Origin of the sequence: Ideonella oryzae (genome assembly GCF_024055665.1) — a bacterium.
GTDB classification, from domain to species: Bacteria; Pseudomonadota; Gammaproteobacteria; order Burkholderiales; family Burkholderiaceae_C; genus Ideonella; species Ideonella oryzae.
The window spans coordinates 1-16,079 of record NZ_JAMXMC010000009.1 but is presented as its reverse complement, the minus strand read 5'-3'; the positions used below and the strand labels follow the sequence as shown (position 1 = coordinate 16,079).

The window sequence follows — 16,079 nt, the reverse complement described above, 5'->3', positions numbered from 1 at the left end:
ATGCCGTCGAGGCGCTGCTACACTCTTTGGCATATGTTCACCTCGCGCAAACGGCTGTCGTTCACGCACGACCGGGGAGCCTGGCCCTGGCGCCGCTGGTTCGCCTGAATCAGATTCCGTCGCGGCGCTGTTGCGTGCCGTGACCCCCGAGAACATGCCCGCCGCCCAGGCCCCACGGGGCCTGACCCTCTCAGGCGCGGGACGAGGAGAACGACTGTGATCACCGAACTCGAATTCAAGAGCCAGGCCGCTCAGGGCTACAACCGCATCCCCCTGATCACCGAGGCCTTTGCCGACCTGGAAACCCCGCTGTCGCTGTACCTGAAGCTGGCCGGTGGCCAGCCGCACAGCTTCCTGCTGGAGTCGGTCGTCGGCGGCGAGCGCTTCGGCCGCTATTCCTTCATCGGCCTGCCCGCGCGCACGTTGCTGCGCGCCACCGGCCCGCGCACCGAGGTCGTCACCGACGGCCAGGTGGTGGAGGTGCACGAAGGCAACCCGCTGGACTTCATTGCCGAGTACCAGGCCCGCTTCAAGCCGGCGCTGCCGCCGGGGCTGCCGCGCTTCTGCGGCGGGCTGGCGGGCTACTTCGGCTACGACACGGTGCGCTTCATCGAGAAGAAGCTGGCGCACACCACCAAGCCCGGCGGCATCGGCACACCCGACCTGCTGCTGCTGCAGACCGAGGAACTGGCCGTCATCGACAACCTGTCGGGCCGGCTCTACCTGATCGTCTGGGCCGATCCGTCGCGCCCGGAGGCCTTCTTCAACGCCAAGCGTCGCCTGGCCGACCTGACCGACAAGCTGCGCTACAGCGTGACCGCGCCGGCCGTGAAGCGTGGCCCCAGCTACGCGGAGGAGCGCGAGTTCGCCAAGGCGGATTTCGAGGCCGCGGTGCAGAAGGCCAAGGACTACATCGCCGCGGGCGACTGCATGCAGATTGTCGTCGGCCAGCGTCTGCAGAAGCGCTACACCGAGAGTCCGCTGAGCCTGTACCGCGCGCTGCGTTCGCTCAACCCCAGCCCCTACATGTATTTCTACGACATGGGGGACTTCCAGATCGTCGGCTCCTCGCCGGAGATCCTGGTGCGTCACGAGCACACGCCCGAGGGCGAGAAGGTCATCATCCGCCCGATCGCCGGCACCCGGCCGCGCGGTGCCACGCCCGAGGCCGACAAGGCCCTGGAGGCCGAACTGCTGGCCGACCCCAAGGAGCGTGCCGAGCACGTGATGCTGATCGACCTGGCGCGCAACGATGTGGGCCGCATCGCCAAGACCGGTTCGGTCAAGGTGACCGAGGCCTTCGCGATCGAGCGTTACTCGCACGTGATGCACATCGTCAGCAACGTCGAGGGGCTTCTCAAGGACGGCATGAGCAACCTGGACGTGCTCAAGGCCTCCTTCCCGGCGGGCACGCTCAGCGGCGCGCCCAAGATCCGCGCGATGGAGATCATTGACGAGCTGGAGCCCGTGCAGCGCGGCATCTACGGCGGTGCCTGCGGCTACCTGAGCTTTGCCGGCGACATGGACGTCGCCATCGTCATCCGCACCGGCATCGTCAAGAACCAGACGCTGTACGTGCAGGCGGCTGCCGGCGTCGTGGCCGACTCGGTGCCCGAGATGGAATGGCGCGAGACCGAGGTCAAGGCGCGCGCCTTGATCCGCGCGGCCGAGTTGGTCGAAGAAGGCTTCTGACCTCTTCCTTTGTTCGTGGGATGCGGCGGGCCGCCCCGGGGTAACCCTGGGTGGCCGGCCTGTTGCCGCTTTGTTACTGTAGAGGACTGAAAAAAGCACGCCCGTGCTTTTTTTGGCCCGCCGTGATGTTGGCGGCGGGTGGCGTCTTCCGGAGTCGGCATGAACACCCTTCCATTGCGGCAGCTGTGCGCTTATCGCGCCATGCATGATGGCTTCTCCCGCTGTGGTCTGGATCTGGACGCCTTTCTGCTCGGAGAGGGCGGCATGGGCTCGCTGGACGCGGTGCTGCCGGCCGAGACCCTGGCCGATCTGTTCGACGCCGCCTGGCGACACGCGGTGGCCCGCACCCAGGACCCGGCCATCGGCCTGCGCATGACACCCCGCCAGCCCATGATCGGGCTGGGCGGCATGGCGCACCTGGTGATGGCTGCACCGGACATCCGCACTGCACTGCAGCGGCTCGAGCGCTTCACCGGCGTCATCTCGCCCACCACCGCGATGAGCGTGCAGCTCACCGAGCACCAGGTGCGGGTGGGCGTGGAGGTCTCGCCCGGTGCGCGGCCGGCAGCCTCGCAGCGCTATGACTTCATGGCCTACACCGTGCTGCAGGGCATCTGGTGGCTGCTGGGCCAGCAGATGCTGCCCGAGCAGGTCAGTTGCCCCTTTCCCGCTCCCGCCGACACCGGTCCCTGGGAGAAGGCCTACGGCGCGCCGGTGCAGTTTGGCGCGGCGGTCTATGCCATGGACTTTCCGCGCCGCCTGCTGGACATGCCGGTGCCCACGGCCGACCCGATGATTGCCGACCTCAGCGAGCAGTTGGCCGAGCGGCTGATCGCGCAGCAGGGCGGCAGCCTGGTGGCGCGTGTGCGCGAGGTCATTGCCCGACAGCTTTCGCGCGGTGATCCGCGGCGCGAGCAGGTGGCCGCCGAGCTGCGGATGAGCGAGCGCACGCTGCAGCGCCATCTGAGCGACCAGGGCACCTCTTTCCAGGACCTGGTGGACGAGACCCGGCGCGAGACCGCACGCCGTCTGCTGGAGGCCGGTGGCGCCACGCCCACCGAGGTCAGCTTCGCGCTGGGCTTTGCCGATCCCAGCACCTTCTACCGCGCTTGCAAGCGCTGGTTCGGCTGCTCGCCCAGCGAGTTCCGCTGCGCGCCCTGAGGGTGCGCGCTCCTTGGTAGCAACCCTCTCGGGACCTTTCCCAATGGGTCGTTGAAGCCATGAGCTTGGCCGCTGCGGCCAGTGCAGCGCAGGGGCTGCGCGCCGAAGATCAACTCCGCGATTTCGACAGGCCAACACCCCGGAGTTCTGGCGAGATTGGCGACCTGATCCCACAACGCATATTTAGGAGACAAGCATGAAATTCGCACTGCGCGCGGCCGCCCTGGCCACCACCCTGTCGGCCCTGGCCCTGTCCGCTTCGGCCATGACCGCCATCGAAGACGACGCCCTGTCCACCGTCAGCGGCCAGGACGGCGTGTCCATCGCTGGTGACCTGAACATCAACATCGGCAGCTTCCAGTACACCGACACCGACACGACCGGCGGTTCCGTGTCCTTCAACAACATCGGTGTGAAGGGCATGTTCGTCATGACCATCGACATCCTGAAGGCGGGCGATGCCGGCACCGCTGGCACCTTCGTCAACGCCGTCGCCACCTCGATGGCCAAGTACATCGCGCCGGCCGATGTCGGCACCAACCTGACCAACCTGGTGACCAACGGCGTGTACGACGGTGCTTCCGACGTCGTTCAGTTCGCCTTCCCGAACGCCAACCTGGACAGCAAGCTGGCGCCGAGCGTGACCGTTGGCTCGATCACGATGGGCAACAGCGTGGGCAACAAGTCCTTCGGCTCGGTGGCCATCAACAACATCGACATGCAAGGCAGCAAGTTCTGGCTCTGGGCCCACTGATCGGTCTTCTGATCGGCTGAATCCAGTCTCCAGTTGCACCGCCGACACCGGGCCACTCGCCCGGTGTCGGCGGTGCCAGGCCCGCACGGTGAGCGCTGTGCGGGCGTGTTTTACATGGGGCGAGGCGTTTGTGATGTCGAGTTGTCTCCTCAATGCAACAGCGTGTGTCGGGCGGCATGTGGTGGCCGGGCTGATGCTGGGCGTGCTGGTCTGCGGGCCGGCGCTGGCCGCCGAGCCCCTGGACGATGCCGCCTTGTCGGACACCTGGGGCCAGGCCCTGCTGAGCCTCGCCACCACCAACTACCAGGGCATGGACTTCACCCGGCTCACGCTGGGGGCAGACATCTCCCTGTCGGCCAATTTCAACGGCCTGCGTCTGGGCGAGTACGCCAGGTCTCCGCGCAACGCCACGGGGGCTGACATCGACATCGGCACCCTGCGCTTTGGCCGCAGCGACGGCACGGCCGCGCAGCGCACGGTCAGCATCACCGACCCGTACTTCGAGTTCGTCACCTCCGGCAGTGGCAGCAGCCAGCAGGTGGTGGGCATGCGCTTCGGTTTTGGCGGCATCAGCGGCGATGTGGGCACCACGATGAACGTGGTCAGCGGCAGCCTGCTGATCGATGCCGGTGCGGCCGGCACTGTCGACTCGCGCAACGACACGCTGGGCGGCAAGCGCTGGGACGGCACCACCTGCGTCAGCAGCGCCAGCTGCACCCTGGCCCTGTCGCAGATCGGTGGCCTGCATGCCGGCACGGCCGATGGAGCCAGCCGCGACTTCTTCCTGGCCATCCAGAACCAGGCCGTCAACTACCCCAGCCTGGTGGCGGGCCTGGCGGCGCCGGACACCGCACAGGCCGGCGTCTGGCTCAACTGGCGCGACCGCCTGAGCGCGTTGAACACGACCGGCACCGTGCCGCCCAACACCGGCAAGGGGCCGTGATGCTGTCGCGCTTGCCGTTTGCCCTGCTGGGGATGTTCCTGGCCCTGTGCGGCCAGGCCCCTGCCTTGGCCATGGAGGCGCTCAGCGAGCGCGACCTGGCCGCCGTGCAGGGGCGCGACGGCTTCTACTTCAATCTGCAGAACTTCTCCCTCTCCGGCCAGCTGAGCCTGACCTACCGCTCGCCGGACGGCTCGACCCTGAAGCTGGGCGATCTGGCCCTGTCGCGCTCGGACGATCCCGACCATCTGCTGGACGATCCGTATGCCCTGTGGATCCAGCGGCGGGGCAATGGCCTGGCCGACGTGCTGCATCTCGACTTGCCGCAGAACGCGGCAGGGCTGCAGCGTTGGCAGGCGGCGGCCGATCTGTCGGTGACGCCCGCCGGGGGCAACACGCAGGCGCTGGGGGCGCTGGTGGTGCAGGACCTGGCGCTGTACGGCGGGGGCGTGCAGATGAGCACCGAACCGGGCAGCGGCAGCGGCTCCGGCGTGTTGCTGGGCGTGGCCTTGCGGGCCGACCTGGGTGCGCTCTCCTGGCGGGCCCGCGGGCGGGACGATGGCAGCGAAGCGCTGACGCTCAGCGGCATCCATCTGGGTGCCGTGGACGACAACGGCAACTTCACCCAGCAGCCCTGGGCCCTGGCCGATGTCACCAGCCAGCCGGCCGTGCTGCAGGTCATCGGGGACGGGCAGGGCGGTCAGGTGCTGCAGCTGAAGGTGGACTGGAGCAGCGCCGAGGCCGGAGCCGCCAAGGCCGGTCTGCTGATCGACAACGTGCGCTTCGACAGCAACGTCAACGGTGCGATGGACCTGGGCAGCAGCCGCATCAGCAGCTTCCAGATCAACTACCTGGACATGCGGCTGCGGCCGGGGAACTGACATGGGCCGCACCCCGCTGCTGTTGCGCAACGGCCTGTCGACGGCCCTGCTGCTGACCCTGGTCGGCGTCAGCCGGGCCGCGCCGCTGGCACTGGACGATGCCGCCCTGTCGGAAGTGCGCGGGGCCGGCTTTGGCGTGGGCGTGCACCTCGAGCTCAACAGCAGCCTGCTCCAGGGGGCCACCCCCATGCCCAACCTGGCCGCCGCCTTCGGCGACGCGGCCCAACCCAGCTACCTGGTGATGTACGGCGTGGGCGGGATCATGGATCTGTACGCCGTCACGCTCAACGCCGTCACCGCATCGGATGGCACGAGCCAGCTGGCGCTGGGCCTGCCCAGCTTCGTGGGCTTCGACGACTTCGGTGTGCGGGCCATCTCGGTCCAGTCCGACCCGACCGCCCCGCTCAACACGGCCGCCAGCCTGGGCGGCATCACGCTCAATGGCAGCGGCGCAATGACCGGTCGGGTGCTGCTGTGGGCCCGGTGATCCTCAAGACGGAAGAGACGAGCGAACGATGTGGATGATTCTGTTGGGGGTGCTGGCCTCCGCCATCGCGGGCAGCGGGCTGCTGTCCCGCATCGAACCCCAGGACCAGCCCAAAGAGCAGGTGACCCTGCCGATGAACGCGGTGGGCGGCGGCGTGGCGCCTGAGCAGGTGGCGCTGCGGCCGCAGAGCGAATTCAAGTTCGACAACATCGTTCACCAGGCCTACGACTACAGCTGCGGTTCGGCCGCGCTGACCACGGTGCTGCGCTACCACCTGGGCTACGAGGTGACCGAGCAGCAGGCCATGGAAGGCATGCTGACCTATGGCGAGAGCGACAAGATCGTGGCCCGGCGCGGCTTTTCGCTGCTGGACATGAAGCGCTATGTCGCCACGCTGGGCAGCAAGAGCGCCGGCTTTCGAGGCGAGCTCTCGGACCTGGCGGCGCTGAAGGACCCGGCCATCGTGCCGATCGACTATGCGGGCTTCAAGCACTTCGTGGTCTTTCGCGGTCTGCGCGACGGGCGCGTCTTCCTGGCCGACCCCGCCATGGGACATCTGGTGCTGTCACAGGAGGAGTTCGCCTCGCTGTGGGACCGCAACACCCTGTTCCTCATCTACCCGCCCGGTGACGCGCCGGTGCCCCGCAAGCTGGCACTGACCGACACCGAGATGGGGGTCGTCGCCGACGACCAGATCCGCGAGTCCGTGCGACTCGGTCCCTCGCCCAACAAGGAAGCCCTGGAGCGCGCCGTGCAACAGGGCTTGGGCTCTCTCTTCCTCCGCCGTCCATGAACACTGCAGTCCCCCCCGCCCGCCGCACCGCCCGCGTGTCGTCCTCCGCCCTGCTGGGCCTGATGCTGGCCGGCCTGGCCGCTTCTGCTGTGGCGCAGTCCGAACCGCCGCCCCCGGCCACGCCGGCCTCTGGCGCTGACGCGGCCCGCGATGCCCTCAAGACCAAGGAGGGCGATGTCAGCCAGGACCAGTTGCTCAAGGAGACGCTGACGTCCGCCGAGAAGGCCTACTCGCTGCTCAAGACGGGGCAGACGGCGCTCACCTACGACCTGAACTACAGCTACATCGGCAGCGAGACGATCAACGTCAAGTTCACCGACAGCACCCTGACCCTGTTCGACATCCAGAACACGCGGGCCCACACCATCACCAACACCTTCGCGGTGGACTATGGGGTGCTGGACAACCTGACAGCCACCGCCTCCCTGCCGCTGATCAGCCGCTATTCGCAGAGCAACAACTTCAGCGGCCTGTCCAATGGCCTGGGGGACATTGCGCTGGGGGTGCGTTACCAGCCCTTCGAGCAGCGCCGCGACAGCGCCATCTTCACCACCACGGCCACACTGCGCCTGCCCACCGGCCGCAGCCCGTACACCACCATCGTCGGGCAGAACTTGGCCACCGGCTCGGGCAACACCGCACTGACGGTGGGGGTGAATGCCTCCCAGGTCTACGACCCGGTGGCGGTGTTCGGCTCGCTGAACTTCACCGGCAACCTGCCGGCGCGCAACCTCAGCCAGCAACGCGACGGCATGACCCTGACCGAGGTGCGGCCGGGCTCGAGCATCGGCTTCGGCATGGGCTTTTCCTATGCGCTGTCCTACAAGGTGTCCACCACCATGTCGCTGCAGGAAACGGTCTCGGCCCGCAGCACGCTGAAGTTTGCCGATGGCACCAGTTCCAAGACGGCGATGCAGACCTCGGGCATGTTGAACCTGGGTCTGGGCCTGCGGGTGTCACCCAAGACCACGCTGAACTTCACCGCGGGCGTGGGCCTGACCTCCGACTCCCCGGACTTCAGCCTCGGCATGAACATGCCGCTGAACTTCTGAGCGGGCCACGGAGATGGGGATGGTGCGTGCGTGGCGGCGGGCCGCCTGGGGCCTGCTGACGCTGTCGCTGCTGCCCGGGGCGCGGGCCGCGTTGACCGAGAACCTGGCGGTCAGTCCGGCGGCCATGTCCATGGGCAATGCGGTGACGGCCGATCCCCAGGGCCTGGATGCGGTGCACTTCAACCCGGCGGGCCTGACCCGGCTGGAGGGGCGGGTGCGCGAGGACACGGTCTTCGGCGCCAGCCTGCGCATGCGCAGCGAGTTCCATCAGCCGGAAGGCTATGACATTGGCGGCTTCACCCAGGATCCCCTGGATGGCATGGTGTCGGACCACAACCGCCAGACCCTGTTCCTGCCGCTGGCGGGTGTGCCCAACTGGCGCCTGCCCTTCGTGGCGGCGGCGGGCCTGGGCATCTCGCTGAACCAGCCCGGCTCGCCCTGGACCTTTGCCACCGCGGTCTACGTGCCGCAGGCCGTGGGCTTCGACCGCAGCAAGAACCCCGATGACCCGGGGCGCTTCCAGGGCAAGCGGGTGGTGATCCAGCGCCTGGTCTATGCCTCGCCCTCGGTGGCCTACAAGTTCTCGGACGAGTTCAGTGTGGGCCTCTCGGTGCCCATCGCCCACCAGGGCTTTGCGCTGGACACCGACATGCGCTTTCCGAACAAGCTGATCGGCATCTTCGGCAAGCTGCAGGATGCCTGGTGCGGCGACAACGGCAATCCGCTGGACGTCTTCGGTTTCGGCATTTGCGGCGGCGGCAAGGAAGGGCGGCTCAACCCCTACACCACCGCCGGATCCATGCGTTTCGAGGCGACGGCCCCGGCCGACCCCACCTTCAACGTAGGGGCTCTGTGGGAGCCGACCGACTGGTTCGGCCTGGGCGCGGTGTACCAGAGCGGCTCGCGCACCGTGCTGACCGGGCGCTACAACTTTCACGCCGAACCCATGTTCCGCAAGCTGGTGCAGGGCATGTATTCGTCGCTGCAGGGTCCCATCGTGGCGGCCACGCTGGGTTTTCCGACCAGCATCCCCGAAGAGCAGTCCGGCAACATGACGCTGGTGCTGCCTTTCCCGCCGCATGTTCAGGTGGGGGTCAAGGTCAAACCGGTGGAGCGGCTGCAGTTCAACGTGGACGCCAACTGGACCGACTGGGGGCAGTGGAAGGAGCTGACCTTCCAGTTCGACCAGCAGGTCCGCTTCCTGCAGATGGCCCGGCTCTTCGGCCAGGCCGATGCGAGCAAGCTTGTCATTCCGCGGGGCTACCGCAGCAATTGGCACTTCGGCTACGGCGCCGAGATCGAGGTCATGCAAGGACTGAAGTTGCGCCTGGGTTATGAGCCTCGCAAGAGCTCCATTCCGCAGGACAAGATCGACCTGATCGCGCCCCTGCCTGACATGAAGGTGCGCAGCCTGGGGCTGAACTGGACCACCGAGGACGGCACGCAGCTGATCGTGGCGGCCAGCCTGGCCAAGGGCCGCTACAACGTGCCTGCCGACGGCAGCTGCAACCTCAACTGCACCAACTTCTTCAACGTCATCTACAACCCGTACGCCGGACTGGATGTGTCCGGCGAGACCCGCTTGCGCTACTTCGGCGTGAGCGTCACCCGGCCGTTCTGACCCCGGTGGGAGCGGCCGCCTTTTTTGCAGTGCACCCATGTTTCTGACGCAGTATTCCTCTTCCCTGGCTTCTTCCCGACGTGTGGGGCGCGGGCTGGCGCTGGCCAGCCTGTTCCTGCTGGCGGCGCCGGCAGGCTGGGCCGCTCCCGCCAGTGCCACGGCTGGGGCGCCTGCCGGCGCGGCGTCGGCGGCCCCCCCGGTCGTCTCCGCGGCCAAGCAGGCCTTGATCGACAAGCTGCTGACCTTGTGGCACCCGGAGCAGGTGGCGCAGATGATGGTCAACCGCCCGGCGGCTGAAGCGGTGCAGCACAGCCGCATCGCCCTGCAAGGGCGGGTCAGCGCCGAGAAGCTGGAGTCGACGATGAAGGGCATCGCCGAGGACGCCAAGGCCTATGTGGACGCGGCCACGCCGCTGGCCGAAGCCGCGGGCAAACAGGCGGTCCGGACGACAGCCGTGCCGATGCTGGCCGACCAGTTCAGCGAGGAAGAGCTCAAGGCCCTGATCGTGCTGCTCGAATCGCCGGTGCGGCAGAAGTTCGAGAAGGCCGCGCCGGACATCGAGGGGGCGGTGGGGGCCGATGTGGCGCGCCGGGCCGGCCCGGCCATCCAGCCCCAGCTCGACAAGATGAAGCAGGAGGTGGCGGGCAAGCTGCGGGCCGCGGCGATGACGCGCTGAAGGCGCGCGTCCTCCTCGCCTTCCTGGCGATTCAGTGTGGGCTGGCGGGCGGCACGAAGAAGGCCAGCGGCAGCCCCACCACCGGGATCACCGATGGCATGACGTAGGCCAGCATCGGCAGGGCGGTCACCCGCCGGGCAGCGGCCAGCTGGGTTTGCAGCGCGACGCTGGCGCTGAATTGCTGCAGGGAGGCCGCCTGTCGGTCGACCTGCTGCAGTCCATCGCGGGAACTGGCTGGACCGGCAAGCTGTGAGACCGAAGCCAGGTCGCCCACCGACAGCGGCAGACCCGACCAGCCGGCCGCCTGCACCTCGGTCAGGGCGGCGTCGCCCAGGGCCTCCATCGCATGGGCGGGGCGGGCCAGCCACAGGCCCAGCAGGGGCAGCAGCGTGGCGGCCAGCAGGACGCGGGGACGGGGCAGGGCCTGAGAGCGGGTGGGGCGGGGCATGGGCGTCTCCTGTGGGGGTTCTCCCACCTGCTATCGGCGATGGCGGCGGCTCGATGAGGTCCGGTGAGGTCCGTTGTCTCCGGGGTGGGCGAATCCGTGACGGATGCCACGGCCCCGGCCGACAGGCCTGCAATGGCGCCAGGATGTGGATAATGGGCGGCAAACACTGCTTGCTGGCCATGTCCGAGAACGCCTCTCTCCGCCCGACCTCCGCGACCCTTGCCGTCGCGTCGTCGTGGCGTTGCGACATGGCCTGCGCCGTGGCCGGTCCCTGCGGGCGATGGCGTCGCCCGCACCACGGCTGATCGGCCAACCCGCGGGCAGGTGCTGACCGTGCCGCCCGATGCCGGCCTCCCATCCCTGGAGGTGCCTGGCCACCTCCATCCCCATCTGGTTTCCGGTGCCTGGCCGCGTGCGTGCGGTCCGTGCCCGTCCCCTGCGCGAGGTTCCTCATGCTGTTGATGATCGACAACTACGATTCCTTCACCTTCAACCTGGTCCAGTACTTCAGTGAGCTGGGCGAGGAAGTGAAGGTGGTCCGCAACGACGAGATCACCCTGGAAGGCATTGCGGGCTTGCGGCCCGACCGCCTGGTGCTCTCGCCCGGGCCCTGCTCGCCGGCCGAGGCCGGCATCTGCGTGCCGGCCATCCGGCACTTCGTCGGCAAGCTGCCCATCCTGGGCGTGTGCCTGGGTCACCAGAGCATCGGGGCGGCGATGGGTGGGCGCATCGTGCGCGCCGCCACCCAGATGCACGGCAAGACCAGCGTCATCACCACCGACCGCCGCGGCGTCTATGCCGAGCTGCCGGAGAAGTTCACCGTGATCCGCTACCACTCGCTGGTGATCGAGCGGGCCAGCCTGCCGGCCGAACTGGAGATCACCGCCACCTCCGAGGACGGCGAGATCATGGGCGTGCGCCACACCGAGCTGGCCGCCACCGATGCCCCGATGGAAGGCGTGCAGTTCCACCCCGAGTCCATCCTGTCCGAGCATGGTCACGCGATGCTGCGCAACTTCCTGGCCATGGGCCGCGTGAAGGAGGCTGCATGAGCACGGTGAGCAACCCGGCGCCCGCGGTCGACCTGCGCAGCGACACCGTCACCCGGCCCACCGCCGCCATGCGCGAGGCCATGATGGCGGCCGAACTGGGCGATGACGTCTTCGGCGATGACCCCACGGTCAACCGCCTGCAGGAGCATCTGGCCGCGCTGCTGGGCAAGGAGGCGGCGCTGTTCGTCTCCAGCGGCACCCAGAGCAACCTGCTGGCGCTGATCAGCCACTGCGAGCGCGGCGACGAGTACCTGGCCGGGCAGATGGCGCACTGCTACCGCTACGAAGGCGGCGGCGCGGCCATCCTGGGCAGCATCCAGCCGCAGCCCCTGCCGCAGCAGGCCGACGGCACGCTGGCGCTGGCCGACATCGCCGGCGCCATCAAGCCCATCGACCCGCATTTCGCCCGCACCAAGCTGCTGTGCCTGGAGAACACCTGGAACGGCCAGCCGCTGACGCTGGACTACCTGGACGCCGCCACGTCGCTGGCCCGCCAGCACGGCCTGGCCACCCACCTGGACGGGGCGCGCCTGTTCAATGCGGCGGTGGCCACTGCGGCGGGCGGAGACCCGTACGCCGCGGCCCGGCGCATCGTGGCCGAGTTCGATTCGGTCTCGGTCTGCCTCAGCAAGGGCCTGGGCGCGCCGGTGGGCTCGGTGCTGTGCGGCTCCAAGGCGTTGATCGAGCGGGCCCACCGCTGGCGCAAGGTGCTGGGCGGCGGCATGCGCCAGGTGGGGCTGCTGGCCGCGGCCGGCCTGCACGCGCTGGACCACCATGTGACCCGCCTGGCCGATGACCACGCCCTGGCCCAGCGCCTGGCCCAGGGGCTGGCGGGCATCGAGGGCCTGAGCGTGCGCAGCGCCTCGACCAACATCGTCTTCGTGGATGTGGCCGAGGGCCGCGGGGCCGTGCTGCTGGAGCATCTGGCCGCGCGCGGCATCCTGGCCACCGGGCTGATCGGCCTGCGCTTCGTCACCCACCTGGACGTGGATGCAGCCGGCATCGACCGCACGCTGGCAGCGGTGCGCGAGTTCTTCGCGCTGCCGGTGGGCGCCCATGCCCGCGCCACCACCGCCACGGCCCCTTACTGACCTTTCGCTATTTTCGACACCATGAGCATCAGCAACACCGACGCGCTGACCCGCGTCATCGAGCACCGCGAGATCTTCCACGACGAGATGCTGACCCTGATGCGGCGCATCATGACCGGCGAAATGTCGCCGGTCATGATTGCCGCGCTGGCCATCGGCCTGCGGGTCAAGAAGGAGACGGTGGGCGAGATCGCCGCCGCCGCACAGGTGATGCGCGAGTTCGCCACCCCGGTGCCGGTGGCCGACCGCCGCCAGCTGCTGGACATCGTGGGCACTGGCGGTGACGGTGCCCACACCTTCAACATCTCGACCGCCTCCACCTTCGTGGCGGCGGCAGCCGGCGCCCGCGTGGCCAAGCATGGCGGGCGCAGCGTGTCCTCCACCAGCGGCAGCGCCGATGTCATCGAGGCCCTGGGCGGCAATCTGATGCTGAGCCCGGCGCAGATCGCCCGCTGCCTGGAGGAGTGCGGCATCGCCTTCATGTATGCGCCCAACCACCACGCCTCGATGAAGCATGCCGCACCGGTGCGCAAGGAGTTGGGCGTGCGCACCATCTTCAACATCCTGGGCCCGCTGACCAACCCGGCCGGCGCGCCCAACACCCTGCTGGGGGTGTTCCACCCGGACCTGGTGGGCATCCTGGTTCGGGTGCTGCAGCGCCTGGGCGCCGAGCATGCCCTGGTGGTCTACGGCATGAACGGCATGGACGAGATTTCGCTCTCGGGCGAGACCCTCGTCGGCGAGCTCAAGGATGGCGAGATCCGCGAATACCGCGTCCACCCGAGCGACTTCGGCCTGCCGGTCTACGACAGCCGGGTGCTGAAGGTGGCGAACCGTGACGAGTCGGTGCAGTGCATCCAGCGCGCCCTGGCCAACGAGGATGGCCCGGTGCGCGACATCGTGCTGCTCAATGCCGGTGCGGCGCTCTACTGTGCCGGTGTGGCCGAGAGCATCGCCGACGGCGTCAGGCGGGCCCGCGAGGCCGTGGCCTCGGGCGCGGCCATGGCCAAGCTCAGCCAGTTCGTGGCGGTCAGCCACCAGCTGAAGGACGTCGTATGAGTAGCAGCACCCCCGACATCCTGCAGCGCATCGTCGCCGTCAAGCACGAGGAGGTGGCGGTCGCCCGCCTGGCCCGCCCGCTGGCGGACGTGTGCCGCGAGGCCGAGGCCCGGCGTGACACCCGCGGTTTTGCCGCCGCGTTGCGCGCCAAGGTCGCCGCCGGCCAGGCAGCAGTGATTGCCGAGGTCAAGAAGGCCAGCCCCAGCAAGGGCGTGCTGCGCGACCCCTTCGATCCCGCGGCCATCGCGGCCAGCTATGCCGCCCACGGCGCCGCCTGCCTGAGCGTGCTGACCGACGAGCGCTTCTTCCAGGGGGCCGTGGCCTACCTGCAGCAGGCGCGGGCGGCCTGTGCGCTGCCGGTGCTGCGCAAGGACTTCATGGTCGACGAGTACCAGGTGATCGAGGCCCGGGCCATCGGCGCCGACTGCATCCTGCTCATCGCCGCCTGCCTGGACGACGCCCAGATGGCCGACCTGGAAGCCACGGCGATGGGCTTGGGCATGGATGTGCTGGTGGAGGTGCATGACGGCGAGGAGCTCGAGCGCGCTCTGCGCCTGAAGACGCCGCTGCTGGGCATCAACAACCGCAATCTGCGGACCTTCGAGGTCTCGCTGGACCACACCCTGGCCCTGCTGCCGCAGGTGCCGTCCGACCGCCTGCTGGTGACCGAGTCCGGCATCCTGGCGCCGTCCGACGTGCAGCGCATGCGCGCGGCCGATGTCCACGCCTTCCTGGTCGGCGAGGCCTTCATGCGCGCGCCGGACCCCGGCGTGGCCCTGCAGGCCCTGTTCGGCTGAGACCATGGCCCGTCCTCGCAAGGTCCCCTCTGCGGACCGTCAGCCCGGCCTGTGGCCTGCCGATCCTTTGGCGCAGGCCCCCGGGGCGGGCGACAACCGGCTGACAGCGCCGGCCGACGTCTGGCTCAACGCCACGGCATCCGACTGGCAGCCGCTGGTGCAGGCCTGGCGCGACAGCCCGGCGGGCCAGGGCCTGCTGGCGCATCTGGCGGCCCGGCTGGCGGCCGGGGCCACCGTCTACCCGGCCTGGCCGCTGCGGGCGCTGGCACTCACGCCGCTGGCGGCGGTGCAGGTGGTCATCCTGGGGCAGGACCCGTACCACGGGCCCGGACAGGCCGAGGGGCTGGCCTTTTCGGTGCCGCTGGGGGTGAAGCCGCCCCCCAGCCTGCGCAACATCTTCGTCGAGCAACAGCGGGATCTGGGCTGGCCCATCCCGTCGCACGGCCACCTGGTGGCCTGGGCCGGGCAGGGCGTGCTGCTGCTCAACACCGTGCTCACGGTCGAGGATGGTCAGCCGGCGTCCCATGCCCGTCGGGGCTGGGAAGCTCTGACCGATGCCCTGATCGGCGCCGTGGTCACCCAGCCGCGTCGCATCGCCTTCCTGCTCTGGGGCGCGCATGCCCAGGCCAAGGCGGCGCTGATCGAGGCCCGGGCCCCGGGGCGGCATCTGCTGTTGCAGGCCAACCACCCCTCGCCGCTGTCGGCCCGACGTCCGCCGGTGCCGTTCATCGGTTGCGGGCACTTTTCCGAGCTTGCGAGGGCCGTCCCGGGGCTGGACTGGCGCCTCGATGGTGCCGGCGCGCCTGAAATTCAAAAGATCGTGCACACCCAGTAGCCAACTCCAAAAGTGCTGTGCTATAGTGCGTGGCTCTGCTGCTACGGAGGGGTGCCCGAGTGGCTAAAGGGGGCAGACTGTAAATCTGTTGGCTTACGCCTACGCTGGTTCGAATCCAGCCTCCTCCACCAAAGCGCAGAGACAACCGAAGAACGAATCCCGGCGGGAGTAGTTCAATGGTAGAACCTTAGCCTTCCAAGCTAATGACACGGGTTCGATTCCCGTTTCCCGCTCCAGGCTCTGGGGCCATCGGTTCGGTTGTGGGTGTGTGTAGAAGGATCTGTCGACACAGGTCTGGGAGTTCGGAAGTGCTGCTTCCAGTCCTGTGTCGATGCCCATGTGGCTCAGTGGTAGAGCACTCCCTTGGTAAGGGAGAGGTCGCGCGTTCGATCCGCGCCATGGGCACCACCCCTTCCCTGTCTTTTTTTTGATCTCGAACGCCGCAGGAGCGCAAGATGGCAAAAGGCAAGTTTGAACGGACCAAGCCGCACGTGAACGTGGGCACGATTGGTCACGTGGACCATGGCAAGACGACGCTGACGGCGGCGATCACGACCATCCTGTCGAGCAAGTTCGGCGGCGAGGCCAAGGCCTACGACCAGATCGACGCTGCGCCCGAAGAGAAGGCCCGCGGCATCACGATCAACACCGCGCACGTCGAGTACGAGACCGCCAACCGCCACTACGCCCACGTGGACTGCCCGGGACACGCCGACTATGTGAAGAACATGATCACCGGC

The 16,079-nt window shown here is 68.5% G+C and carries 17 protein-coding genes and 3 tRNA genes; 19 read left to right on the top strand and 1 reads right to left on the bottom strand.

The genetic code is table 11. The annotated features are described in order from the left end of the window. Positions 1-216: 216 nt before the first annotated feature. The 10 genes from trpE to M0L44_RS15615 all read left to right on the top strand — a co-directional run bounded on the left by trpE (position 217) and on the right by M0L44_RS15615 (position 10,057). The gene (trpE, locus tag M0L44_RS15660; RefSeq protein WP_252770748.1) at positions 217-1,692 is read left to right on the top strand and encodes an anthranilate synthase component I; all 1,476 of its coding nucleotides are present in this window, start codon (positions 217-219) and stop codon (positions 1,690-1,692) included. 159 nt (positions 1,693-1,851) lie between these two features. Next, complete coding sequence (locus M0L44_RS15655) at positions 1,852-2,853, top strand: AraC family transcriptional regulator (RefSeq protein WP_252770747.1); 1,002 nt, start codon at positions 1,852-1,854, stop codon at positions 2,851-2,853. A gap of 196 nt (positions 2,854-3,049) precedes the next feature. Continuing rightward, positions 3,050-3,607 (top strand): DUF6160 family protein, encoded by a 558-nt coding sequence (locus M0L44_RS15650; protein WP_252770746.1) that lies wholly within the window; start codon positions 3,050-3,052, stop codon positions 3,605-3,607. Positions 3,608-3,740: 133 nt separating this feature from the next. After that, on the top strand, positions 3,741-4,550 hold the full coding sequence (locus M0L44_RS15645) for a hypothetical protein (RefSeq protein WP_252770745.1): 810 nt from the start codon (positions 3,741-3,743) through the stop codon (positions 4,548-4,550). Next, positions 4,550-5,428: a hypothetical protein gene (locus tag M0L44_RS15640; protein WP_252770744.1), complete on the top strand. Its 879-nt coding sequence runs from the start codon at positions 4,550-4,552 to the stop codon at positions 5,426-5,428. The genes M0L44_RS15645 and M0L44_RS15640 overlap by 1 nt, the downstream gene beginning before the upstream one ends. Before the next feature lies 1 nt (position 5,429). After that, positions 5,430-5,915 (top strand): hypothetical protein, encoded by a 486-nt coding sequence (locus tag M0L44_RS15635; protein ID WP_252770743.1) that lies wholly within the window; start codon positions 5,430-5,432, stop codon positions 5,913-5,915. Between the two features lie 28 nt (positions 5,916-5,943). Continuing rightward, the gene (locus M0L44_RS15630; protein WP_252770742.1) at positions 5,944-6,708 is read left to right on the top strand and encodes a C39 family peptidase; all 765 of its coding nucleotides are present in this window, start codon (positions 5,944-5,946) and stop codon (positions 6,706-6,708) included. Further along, positions 6,705-7,760, top strand: coding sequence for a transporter (locus tag M0L44_RS15625; RefSeq protein WP_252770741.1), 1,056 nt, complete (start codon positions 6,705-6,707; stop codon positions 7,758-7,760). Before M0L44_RS15630 ends, M0L44_RS15625 begins: the two co-directional genes overlap by 4 nt. Before the next feature lie 19 nt (positions 7,761-7,779). After that, positions 7,780-9,381, top strand: coding sequence for an OmpP1/FadL family transporter (locus tag M0L44_RS15620; protein WP_252770740.1), 1,602 nt, complete (start codon positions 7,780-7,782; stop codon positions 9,379-9,381). Positions 9,382-9,418: 37 nt separating this feature from the next. Next, complete coding sequence (locus M0L44_RS15615) at positions 9,419-10,057, top strand: DUF2059 domain-containing protein (protein WP_252770739.1); 639 nt, start codon at positions 9,419-9,421, stop codon at positions 10,055-10,057. Positions 10,058-10,088: 31 nt separating this feature from the next. Here M0L44_RS15615 and M0L44_RS15610 read toward each other — a convergent pair whose 3' ends face one another. Next, positions 10,089-10,505, bottom strand: a complete 417-nt coding sequence (locus M0L44_RS15610; RefSeq protein WP_252770738.1) for a hypothetical protein — start codon at positions 10,503-10,505, stop codon at positions 10,089-10,091. 452 nt (positions 10,506-10,957) lie between these two features. On the opposite strand from M0L44_RS15610, the gene M0L44_RS15605 reads away from it, so the two are divergent. From M0L44_RS15605 to M0L44_RS15565, 9 genes are all read left to right on the top strand, one after another. Beyond that, positions 10,958-11,557, top strand: a complete 600-nt coding sequence (locus tag M0L44_RS15605; protein WP_151125702.1) for an aminodeoxychorismate/anthranilate synthase component II — start codon at positions 10,958-10,960, stop codon at positions 11,555-11,557. Continuing rightward, positions 11,554-12,648, top strand: a complete 1,095-nt coding sequence (ltaE, locus tag M0L44_RS15600; protein WP_252770737.1) for a low-specificity L-threonine aldolase — start codon at positions 11,554-11,556, stop codon at positions 12,646-12,648. Before M0L44_RS15605 ends, ltaE begins: the two co-directional genes overlap by 4 nt. Before the next feature lie 21 nt (positions 12,649-12,669). Then, positions 12,670-13,707: an anthranilate phosphoribosyltransferase gene (gene trpD / locus M0L44_RS15595; RefSeq protein ID WP_252770736.1), complete on the top strand. Its 1,038-nt coding sequence runs from the start codon at positions 12,670-12,672 to the stop codon at positions 13,705-13,707. Then, the gene (gene trpC / locus M0L44_RS15590; protein WP_252770735.1) at positions 13,704-14,504 is read left to right on the top strand and encodes an indole-3-glycerol phosphate synthase TrpC; all 801 of its coding nucleotides are present in this window, start codon (positions 13,704-13,706) and stop codon (positions 14,502-14,504) included. Before trpD ends, trpC begins: the two co-directional genes overlap by 4 nt. Positions 14,505-14,508: 4 nt before the next feature. Further along, on the top strand, positions 14,509-15,339 hold the full coding sequence (locus M0L44_RS15585) for a uracil-DNA glycosylase (RefSeq protein ID WP_252770734.1): 831 nt from the start codon (positions 14,509-14,511) through the stop codon (positions 15,337-15,339). Positions 15,340-15,384: 45 nt separating this feature from the next. Beyond that, positions 15,385-15,470, top strand: a tRNA-Tyr gene (locus M0L44_RS15580). Between the two features lie 31 nt (positions 15,471-15,501). Then, a tRNA-Gly gene (locus tag M0L44_RS15575) sits at positions 15,502-15,575 on the top strand. 97 nt (positions 15,576-15,672) lie between these two features. After that, positions 15,673-15,747, top strand: a tRNA-Thr gene (locus M0L44_RS15570). 47 nt (positions 15,748-15,794) lie between these two features. Continuing rightward, positions 15,795-16,079: GTP-binding protein (locus tag M0L44_RS15565; RefSeq protein WP_252770733.1), on the top strand; the 285-nt coding region annotated here is incomplete at its 3' end.

What these genes read in the sequence shown, in the direction of transcription:
- M0L44_RS15640 (WP_252770744.1), top strand. Translation starts at nt 4,550, where the DNA reads ATGCTGTCGCGCTTGCCGTTTGCCCTGCTGGGGATGTTCCTGGCCCTG.
- M0L44_RS15585 (WP_252770734.1), top strand. Translation starts at nt 14,509, where the DNA reads ATGGCCCGTCCTCGCAAGGTCCCCTCTGCGGACCGTCAGCCCGGCCTG.
- trpD (WP_252770736.1), top strand. Translation starts at nt 12,670, where the DNA reads ATGAGCATCAGCAACACCGACGCGCTGACCCGCGTCATCGAGCACCGC.
- M0L44_RS15655 (WP_252770747.1), top strand. Translation starts at nt 1,852, where the DNA reads ATGAACACCCTTCCATTGCGGCAGCTGTGCGCTTATCGCGCCATGCAT.
- M0L44_RS15630 (WP_252770742.1), top strand. Translation starts at nt 5,944, where the DNA reads ATGTGGATGATTCTGTTGGGGGTGCTGGCCTCCGCCATCGCGGGCAGC.
- M0L44_RS15625 (WP_252770741.1), top strand. Translation starts at nt 6,705, where the DNA reads ATGAACACTGCAGTCCCCCCCGCCCGCCGCACCGCCCGCGTGTCGTCC.
- M0L44_RS15645 (WP_252770745.1), top strand. Translation starts at nt 3,741, where the DNA reads ATGTCGAGTTGTCTCCTCAATGCAACAGCGTGTGTCGGGCGGCATGTG.
- M0L44_RS15605 (WP_151125702.1), top strand. Translation starts at nt 10,958, where the DNA reads ATGCTGTTGATGATCGACAACTACGATTCCTTCACCTTCAACCTGGTC.
- M0L44_RS15620 (WP_252770740.1), top strand. Translation starts at nt 7,780, where the DNA reads ATGGTGCGTGCGTGGCGGCGGGCCGCCTGGGGCCTGCTGACGCTGTCG.
- trpC (WP_252770735.1), top strand. Translation starts at nt 13,704, where the DNA reads ATGAGTAGCAGCACCCCCGACATCCTGCAGCGCATCGTCGCCGTCAAG.
- ltaE (WP_252770737.1), top strand. Translation starts at nt 11,554, where the DNA reads ATGAGCACGGTGAGCAACCCGGCGCCCGCGGTCGACCTGCGCAGCGAC.
- M0L44_RS15610 (WP_252770738.1), bottom strand. Translation starts at nt 10,505, where the DNA reads ATGCCCCGCCCCACCCGCTCTCAGGCCCTGCCCCGTCCCCGCGTCCTG.
- M0L44_RS15635 (WP_252770743.1), top strand. Translation starts at nt 5,430, where the DNA reads ATGGGCCGCACCCCGCTGCTGTTGCGCAACGGCCTGTCGACGGCCCTG.
- M0L44_RS15650 (WP_252770746.1), top strand. Translation starts at nt 3,050, where the DNA reads ATGAAATTCGCACTGCGCGCGGCCGCCCTGGCCACCACCCTGTCGGCC.
- M0L44_RS15615 (WP_252770739.1), top strand. Translation starts at nt 9,419, where the DNA reads ATGTTTCTGACGCAGTATTCCTCTTCCCTGGCTTCTTCCCGACGTGTG.